Origin of the sequence: Hydrocoleum sp. CS-953 (assembly GCF_002260545.1) — a bacterium.
GTDB lineage: Bacteria > Cyanobacteriota > Cyanobacteriia > Cyanobacteriales > Microcoleaceae > Trichodesmium.
This window is the reverse complement of record NZ_LGSU01001265.1, coordinates 1-8,909: the sequence shown is the minus strand read 5'-3', so window position 1 is coordinate 8,909 and position 8,909 is coordinate 1. Positions and strand designations below refer to the sequence as shown.

Annotated in this window: 6 protein-coding genes and 1 pseudogene; all 7 read left to right on the top strand. The window is 31.4% G+C overall.

The window, feature by feature from the left end:
* Positions 1-956: 956 nt before the first annotated feature.
* Positions 957-1,145 carry a 30S ribosomal protein S21 gene (rpsU, locus tag AFK68_RS22105; RefSeq protein ID WP_094675126.1) on the top strand — a complete coding sequence of 63 codons (189 nt, stop codon included), beginning with the start codon at positions 957-959 and terminating at the stop codon, positions 1,143-1,145.
* 235 nt (positions 1,146-1,380) lie between these two features.
* Positions 1,381-2,064: a deoxyribose-phosphate aldolase gene (gene deoC, locus AFK68_RS22100; protein ID WP_094675124.1), complete on the top strand. Its 684-nt coding sequence runs from the start codon at positions 1,381-1,383 to the stop codon at positions 2,062-2,064.
* 3,635 nt (positions 2,065-5,699) lie between these two features.
* Positions 5,700-6,686, top strand: coding sequence for an ImmA/IrrE family metallo-endopeptidase (locus tag AFK68_RS22085; protein ID WP_094675118.1), 987 nt, complete (start codon positions 5,700-5,702; stop codon positions 6,684-6,686).
* An 861-nt stretch (positions 6,687-7,547) separates the two neighbouring features.
* A pseudogene (locus tag AFK68_RS46085) lies at positions 7,548-7,892 on the top strand (type IIL restriction-modification enzyme MmeI); the annotation flags it as partial.
* 145 nt (positions 7,893-8,037) lie between these two features.
* On the top strand, positions 8,038-8,169 hold the full coding sequence (locus AFK68_RS43570) for a hypothetical protein (RefSeq protein WP_256386625.1): 132 nt from the start codon (positions 8,038-8,040) through the stop codon (positions 8,167-8,169).
* Positions 8,170-8,236: 67 nt separating this feature from the next.
* Entirely contained in the window at positions 8,237-8,461 is a 225-nt protein-coding gene (locus AFK68_RS22070; RefSeq protein ID WP_094675114.1) for a hypothetical protein, read from the top strand.
* A 17-nt stretch (positions 8,462-8,478) separates the two neighbouring features.
* Entirely contained in the window at positions 8,479-8,622 is a 144-nt protein-coding gene (locus AFK68_RS22065) for a type IIL restriction-modification enzyme MmeI (RefSeq protein ID WP_143438138.1), read from the top strand.
* The last annotated feature ends 287 nt before the right edge of the window (positions 8,623-8,909 follow it).

Below are 8,909 nucleotides of genomic sequence, written 5' to 3'. Positions count from 1 at the left end.
GAGCTATATTAGTAGAGAAATAAAATTAAATTTCTGTGATTAAGTAAGTTGAGAAAAACACAATTTTTGCAAGTAATTTTCTATAGCAAAGAGAGTTGCTTAGGAGATAGACTGATGATAAATCTTAGACTAGGAAATGTGTAATAATTCAGCCAGCTCATAGTCAGCTTTTAGCTGCATAAATAATTCATATAAACTTCTCGTGGTCTAGGTCAATTTTTTTTTTCAATACTTTTAATTCTCTTGAAATCTCTCAATACTAATTCCTGCTCTAAAGACAATGAATTAATAGCTAATACCTAATAGCTGAAGGCTGAATTTTGAATCCTGACAGAAATGTTTTTTATACTGTTACTTTTTCCCTTTTACCATTAAATTAGATTCAACAACTCCTACCTTAGTAGAAGGTACTGTTAACTGATAACTGAAACTTCCTATTTCTCAGTATATTTTAAGTATTCAGCTATTAGCCATTATCTCTCAGCAAACCCAAGAAAAACTTTTAAAAAAGCTTTCTATGAATATAACCTTTCAACTCGGCTTTGATAGTAAGATTCAATTTACCTCAACCAATAAAGCTTTTTTCTCAAAGTTCAAATAAATAGCTGACCGCTGAATACTTATAGTATATTTGGTTGAATTTGCCAAATTTGTCAAATCTATGTTACGATAAAAACGAAAAAAAACTAGATTCTAATTTTAAATTTATTTATCCAAATTAGAGATACTTAACCTAAGCACTTCACAGTCACAAGAGGTTAAGTCATTCTAGAAATTATGATAAAGAATAGATAATTTGTGCTAATATACAAAAGCAAACAAACTTACAATGTCTAATAACTTTTGAAGTAACAGCCCAGAAAAGGCTAGTCTTGGTTTATAGAAATGGCAGAGACTAATTAGTTTAACTTCAAAAAAAACACAAAAAATCTAAATAATTGGAGGATGACACATAAATGACTCAAGTGATACTAGGAGAAAACGAGGGAATTGAATCTGCATTACGTCGATTTAAACGACAGGTTTCTCAAGCAGGAATATTCCCAGATATGAAAAAACATCGTCACTTTGAAACGCCAATTGAAAAAAAGAAGCGTAAAGCAATGGCATTACAGAAGCAAAGAAAAAGACGTTCCCGCTTTTAATTTTAATTTATTTTCAGCGATCCCTATCCTAAATTAGTGACCTTGTAGGTCAATGAGCGACGCTTTTAACTATTACTATAAATTGTCCAGAGACGCCAGGGCGCGTCTCCCTTACAATTACCATCAAAAAAATCTAAAAAATTCTAAATTATATTTATATATAACTGATTTTCTGCTAAATTTAATATTAATTTAATTGCCGAGTCTAACCCTATATTTTTAGAGAGAAAAAACCATGGCTGTAGAGCAGCCGGAAATTGATATTGCCCCTTTTATTGACCACTCCTTATTAACTATTACTGCTACTCCAGAGGAATTGTCAAAATTTTCGACTGAAGCTGACAAATTTCGGTTTCCGTCAGTTTGCGTATACCCTTGTTACGTTAAACAAGTAGTAGATTTACTTCATAGTAAAAATCAGACCGTTTGTACAGTAATTAATTTCCCTACAGGTACAACCACAAGTAAAACAAAATTATATGAAGCTTTAGAAGCAGTAGACAATGGAGCTTCAGAATTAGATGTGATGGTTAATTTGACTCATATTAAAACAGGCCAAACTAACCAACTACATCGAGAAATAGCTGAAATATGTGAAGAAACTGGTAAAACAGTTAAAGCTATTCTAGAAATGGCATTACTAACTGAAGAGGAAAAGCGGTTAGTAACAGAAGTTTTGATGGATGCGGGTGTGGCTTTTATTGTCACAAATACTGGATGGTATGGTGGAGCAACAGTGGCGGATGTAAAACTGCTCAAAGAAATAACTAAGGCTAATGTTGGGATTAAAGCTGCTGGAGGAATTAAAACTTATGAGCAAGCAGCAAATTTAATTTTGGCTGGTGCGACTAGGTTAGGTACATCCCGTGGTATTGAATTGCTTAAAAGTCAAAATTCAAAAGCTAGAAGTCATAATTAATAATGGTTGTATTTTTAACATAGAGTTTAGTCAAATTGCTTTTATAGTTATCCTTCTTACTTATTATCAACTTTCAAATTTTCTTATCCAATAATTAGTAGACTATTTCGATTTTTATAGTAAATCTTTTGTGGCGATCGCCAAGTTTTACCTTTTTAATAATTATTATCTAGAGTTCGTGTTAATTATAGCTGCTTAAACTTTTTTGGTTGAATAAAAAATCATGCGTATATACGAACAACCCCATCTAAATATTAGAATATCAGAATTTGGGTGAGGATGCAACCCCCTCTCTTGATGAGGCGCGATTTTTTTGGAGTGCTTCAGAGAATGAAAATGTTGGCACTCTTCCACTCAGAAAGTATAGATAGAAAGATTTGATGAGGAAAAACTAGNAGTGCTTCAGAGAATGAAAATGTTGGCACTCTTCCACTCAGAAAGTATAGATAGAAAGATTTGATGAGGAAAAACTAGCATTTATGGAAGCCTGAGAAAATGAAAATGTTTCTGGTGTTGCTTCTAGAGCGTGTCATCAATTAAATCTGAAAGGTCTACATGGCAAGAGTTTTGAGAGAGAGCAAAAGACTCCAGACCCTAAAAAACCTTCAGTGACAAAGATTTTAACGTCTAATTGATGACAGACCCTAGGAGAAATTATTGAGTATTAAATTGTCTTTCAAGCAGAAAGTTTAGTTGAATAAAAAATCATGCGTATATACGAACAACCCCATCTAAATATTAGAATATCAGAATTTGGGTGAGGATGCAACCCCCTCTCTTTTACGAGGCGCGATTTTTTTTGGAGTGCTTCAGAGAATGAAAATGTTGGCACTCTTCCACTCAGAAAGTATAGATAGAAAGATTTGATGAGGAAAAACTAGCATTTATGGAANAGTGCTTCAGAGAATGAAAATGTTGGCACTCTTCCACTCAGAAAGTATAGATAGAAAGATTTGATGAGGAAAAACTAGCATTTATGGAAACCTGAGAAAATGGAAATGTTTCTGGTGTTGCTTCTAGGGAAAAATCATTAGAAAATGAAGCGGACGTACTTGTAAATTTTCCCACTTAATTTCTTAGAGAGATTTGATGATGGGAAAAATCTGATTCTAGTCTTAAAAGCAGGAAAGTAGAGGAATATTTTTGCATATTTTTACCGAAAAATTAAGGTATAAAGCCTCTCCATTCATGAAGAAAAAAGCGGTTGTTTGCGGAGCAGTCCGTTAGGATGGGATGTCGTTAGCGAAGCGGGTCCGTAGGAGCGGGTCTCCCGCTCTTGCAGAGCCACTTCGTTAACGCCATATCCAATCAACCAAGAGAAGAAAAAAACTTCCTTTTAGCCAATCCTCTTATTTATAAGAAGAGGTAATTATTAATTATTAATTATTGAATGAACCTAATACTCTAGTTTGACAGCTCTACAAATACACATTATCTTTCCTTTATTACTTGCCTTGATTAATAATTGCATCGCAAATATAGTCGCATATTCCTTTAACATTCCACGAGTATTTCCCATCATTACCGGGTAAATTCACCTCAAGTTTTTCTAACTGCATCTTAAATTCTTTTTCTAGTGCCATTTGCAATTCAATTAATACCAATTGAAATTTGATATTATCCAGTTTATCGAAACCGAAACTTGTCTCTAGCTCAACTCTTTCTATATTGATTTTTAACTCCTGACTAATTACTCTTTTAACCCTTTCTAAAATTTTATTTTCAACTAAAACTTTACTTCTAAGTTTATCGGCATTGTTCTCAGCATCTTTTCTAATTAACTTTAATGCTATTTCTGCAAACTTATCTTCCTCAATACTTTCTATTATCTGACTATTTATTGACTGTTCTTCTATTCCATCATAGACCTTAATAAGATAGGCTTTTATCGTCTCTTTTCTGTACCCCACAGGAATACCGCCAATATTTTCTCCATACTCTTTTTCAATTTCAATTTCTTCTGAATACACATAATATTTAGGGACTGAATTTTCTAGAAACAACATTAAAGATGGATATTCTTGATTATTTTTGGTTTTAACTTGACTCAACACAACTATAAATAGTCGATCTAGGTGAGTAAATGCAATTCTTAGATTAGACGGCAAATCAAATTTTTTGCACTCAACAAGATGAATTTTATCTAACTCTAATTTAAAAANTATTTTTGGTTTTAACTTGACTCAACACAACTATAAATAGTCGATCTAGGTGAGTAAATGCAATTCTTAGATTAGACGGCAAATCAAATTTTTTGCACTCAACAAGATGAATTTTATCTAACTCTAATTTAAACTTTTCAGTGAATAATTTAACAACCATTTTTTTGAGAACAATCAAATCCAATAACTCTCCAACTGTTGTAAAAAGCATATTATCTTGCATCTCCAATGGAAATTCTTTTTTCAATGCTTTTGCTAGAGGAGTATTAGAAATATTAGTCTCAGTTGTTAATCCTAAATTATCAATAAGATGACTATCTAAAGTTATTTTATCTAAGCTGACTTCTAAGTATTTACTAATCAGATTTTGCAGCTTCATAAATTCTGGAAGCTGATTTTTATCTCTACCAGACTCTTCTAATGCTATCTCTATATTTTTAAGTCTTTCAGCTTCAATTATGCGTTTTTCTGACTCAGCTTTCCTCCGAATTTCTGATTTAATACGAAGTTCTTCTTCCTGGGTTTTTCTGATTATTTCCTCTTGAATATATTGAAGAATAAATTCTACAGCAATTTCAGCAAATTCTGATTCAGAAATGTTTTCTCTTGTCTGAGTATTTCTGGGTTGATCTATTATTTCATCATAACCATAAATTATTGATTTTTTGGTCTCATTTTCTTCAGCATAAACCGTGTATTTAGGGTTTCCTTTTTCTAGCAATATCACCAAATATTGATAGTTTTGATTATTCTTAGTTTGGATTTGATTTAAGAGAACTATTTCTACTTGGTCTGGATAGTTAAATATTTCGATATTTCGCTCAGATGAGAGATTCATTTTTTTCCGATAAGCGAGATTAGAGTTAGAAATATTTTCTCTGATTTGAGTGATTTTCCTGAGCATTTTTTCTGGGAGTATAAAATCATCAAAAACTTAGCCGATTAAATTCTAACATTTTAGATTTCTCTAATAAATATTTTGTAGCGATCGCCAAATTTTACCTTTCTAATAATCATTAAGCAAAGTGGGTGTTAATTATTCTGATGTTTACTTCTCTGTACAGAGATTCCATACCCATAAAGTAGGGAAGTTCTATACAACTTCCATACTAATAAAATGTAGAAAAGTTGTCGAACAGTGGTATTATATTTATTGTTATTTCAAGATAATTTTTGATTAAGGATAATGGTAGCTACACTAGAAAGCATCCACGCTTTTCTTAACTATTGTCGAGAATATATTAGCATAAGTGTTAGTATAAATATCAGTTGATTACTTTTTCTTTTTTTTATAAACCATATATATTAATATTGAAGAATAAGAAGTGTGTTGTTAAGTATCTCACAGGCAATAAATATTAGTAAATAATACTATTTCCGGATAATTAGTGATAAAAATTTTCTTCCTCTTCCCTCATAATTTATAATTATTAAATCCCACATGATATAATTAGTAAATAAGGAGGAATGAACATGACAAAAACACTTACAATGTCTCATCTTTATACTAAACTTTCTAAACTTGGCTTAAACCGTAAATATGTTAGAGAAAATGGTTTACCGAGTTGGTGGAATGATCGACTTAATAGTAAACCATTTGCTGTTTTAGAAGGTGCAGGTTACATTGCCGATCGTCTTAACCTTGACTTAAAATCCTTATTCGATGAAGAAGAAGTTAGATTTAATCCTCTGCCTCATACTAACTTTAAACAATGTAATAGTAAGAATAAAGAACGCCCTCATGTAGCTCAAGCTTTAGGAAGTCGAGTAGCTGACTTAATTGCATCTGCTACAGAGCTTAAGTTTACTAATTTACCTAAAAATGTTAAAGAAATTAGGGAAGAAATTTTAATAAATGCTCTAACAATTAATTTAACTTCTTTGCTGGATTATTGTTGGAGTAAGGGGATTATTATTGCTTATTTTAATCATTTTCCTAAATCAACAAAGAAATTTGCTGCATTAATTCAATGGCAATCTTCATCTCCTGTTATTATCATTAGTTCAAAGCCGACACATTCTGCTAGATTAGCTTTTAATTTAGCACATGAGTTAGGACATCTAGCATTAGGACATTTAAAAGAAGGTATCTTAGTAGATGAAGATATTCAGTCTAACTGTAATGATGAAGAAGAAAATCAAGCTAATAAATTTGCTACTGAGTTATTATTAGATAATTATGATAATTGTTTAAAATCTAAGAGGATTCATAACAACACACTATTAATTCAACAAGCTCAAGAAAAAGCCATAGAAAATCCTACTCTTGAACCTGATTCAATCATACTAAACTATGGTTGGCATAGTGGAAATTGGGGTTGTGTTAATACAGCTTTAAAAAAATTAGATTTGGAACGTAATGGTCAACAGATTATTAATGAATATTTGGCTGATAGGTTAGATTGGGATATATTTAATGATGAAAGCTATGAATATTTAGAGAAGGTGTTAGGAGTTTAAATTTTGCAGGTTTCATTCTACTGTTTAGATGATGACATAATTCATAAGCTAGCTACTTGTGATTTATTTGAGGAAACCTTAAATAGTCTTGATGTTGAGCCTAAACAAGTCAAAATACTTGAGACGTTTAAGGACAGATGGGAAAAGAAAATTAGGCGTAAAAGAAGTAATCAAGAACTAAGTCAAAAAGATATAAATAAAGCATTAAAAGTAACTGAGAATTTATCAACTGTTTCTGGGAAAAAATTTAATAGTAGTATGAACAAGTTATACTTTCAACTGTCTGACTATAATCAAAAAAGTAACGATAAAAAAAAGTCAATCGATCCGGAAGAAGCACTTTTAATTAGTTATGTTAGTATTCTGAATCAAAAGGGAGGCGATCATTATTTTTTAACAGGCGATAAAAGGTGTCTAAAAGGTTTAAATAACTCTGGATTAAGTGATGTAATAGAGTCACTTCAGGAAAAAGTTTGGTGTTTAGAGCAGTTAATATTAAAGAATATTGAAAAAAATGGCTTTGAAAATGTGAAAAATAAAGTTGTTCCTGTTCATTATTGCGATAAGGCTTTAAAAAATGTTTTTTCTCAAGAGACAGANTTGAAAATGTGAAAAATAAAGTTGTTCCTGGTCATTATTGCGATAAGGCTTTAAAAAATGTTTTTTCTCAAGAGACAGAAGAAGATAGTAGATATACTTTAATAAAGTATATTGAAAACCTGAGAAAAGACACTGGTAATCTACTGAATAATTATGGCAATAAGTAATTTGTTATTCGTAACTCAAAAATTTAATCACGAGCAAAGATACTAAATAGCTTCTATAATTAATACAAGATAATTTTTCATAAACGATATTATTATGCCAGCTACACCAGAAAGTATCCACGCTTTTCTTAACTATTGTCGGGAATATATTAGTGGTAGAGAAAGAAGTGATGGTCAGTTATTTTTAGATAGATTTTTCCAAGGGTTTGGATATGCAGGTTTAAAAGAAGCAGGTGCTAAATGTGAAGAGGTAGTTCCTGATGGTAGTCGCAAGGGAAAAACTGGATTTGCCGATTTATTTTGGCCGCGTGAAAGTCTAGCTTCGGTATTAGTTGAAATGAAATCTAAACAGATAAAAAATCTCCATAAACATTACGGTCAAACTTGGGAATATGCTAGAAATTTAACACCGCGACCAAAATATGTAATTTTCTGTAATNTATTTTGGCCGCGTGAAAGTCTAGCTTCGGTATTAGTTGAAATGAAATCTAAACAGATAAAAAATCTCCATAAACATTACGGTCAAACTTGGGAATATGCTAGAAATTTAACACCGCGACCAAAATATGTAATTTTCTGTAATTTTGACAGGCTTTGTTGATACTTCTATTGATATTATTCCTTTAGTAGAATTGCCGGAATGTTTGAATGCTTTTACCTTTATGTCAACTATTATTGCCTCTATTTCACAAATGACTAACAACTCAAAAATTTAATCACGAGCAAAGATACTAAATAGCTTCTATAATTAATACAAGATAATTTTTCATAAACGATATTATTATGCCAGCTACACCAGAAAGTATCCACGGTTTTCTTAACTATTGTCGAGAATATATTAGTGGTAGAGAAAGAAGTGATGGTCAGTTATTTTTAGATAGATTTTTTCAAGCATTTGGATATGAAGGTTTAAAGGAAGCAGGTGCTAAATGTGAAGAGGTAGTTCCTGATGGTAGTCGCCAGGGAAAACAGGATTTGCTGATTTATTTTGGTCGCGTCAAAATCTAGCTTCGGTGTTAGTTGAAATGAAATCTAAACAGATAAAAAATCTCCACAAACATTACGGTCAAGCTTGGGAATATGCTAGAAATTTAACACCGCGACCAAAGTATGTAATTCTCTGTAATTTTGAAGAGTTTTGGATTTATGATTTTGACAGGCTTTGTTGATACTTCTATTGATATTATTCCTTTAGTAGAATTGCTCTAACATCTAAATGCTTTTACTTTTATGCCAACTATTATTGCCTCTATTTCACAGACGACTAACAACTCAAAAATTTAATCACGAGCAAAGGTATCAAATAGCTTCTATAATTAATACAAGATAATTTTTCATAAACGATATTATTATGCCAGCTACACCAGAAAGTATCCACGGTTTTCTTAACTATTGTCGGGAATATATTAGTGGTAGAGAAAGAAGTGATGGTCAGTTATTTTTAGAGAGATTTTTT

What these genes read in the sequence shown, in the direction of transcription:
- AFK68_RS22070 (WP_094675114.1), top strand. Translation starts at nt 8,237, where the DNA reads ATGCCAGCTACACCAGAAAGTATCCACGGTTTTCTTAACTATTGTCGA.
- deoC (WP_094675124.1), top strand. Translation starts at nt 1,381, where the DNA reads ATGGCTGTAGAGCAGCCGGAAATTGATATTGCCCCTTTTATTGACCAC.
- AFK68_RS22085 (WP_094675118.1), top strand. Translation starts at nt 5,700, where the DNA reads ATGACAAAAACACTTACAATGTCTCATCTTTATACTAAACTTTCTAAA.
- rpsU (WP_094675126.1), top strand. Translation starts at nt 957, where the DNA reads ATGACTCAAGTGATACTAGGAGAAAACGAGGGAATTGAATCTGCATTA.
- AFK68_RS22065 (WP_143438138.1), top strand. Translation starts at nt 8,479, where the DNA reads ATGAAATCTAAACAGATAAAAAATCTCCACAAACATTACGGTCAAGCT.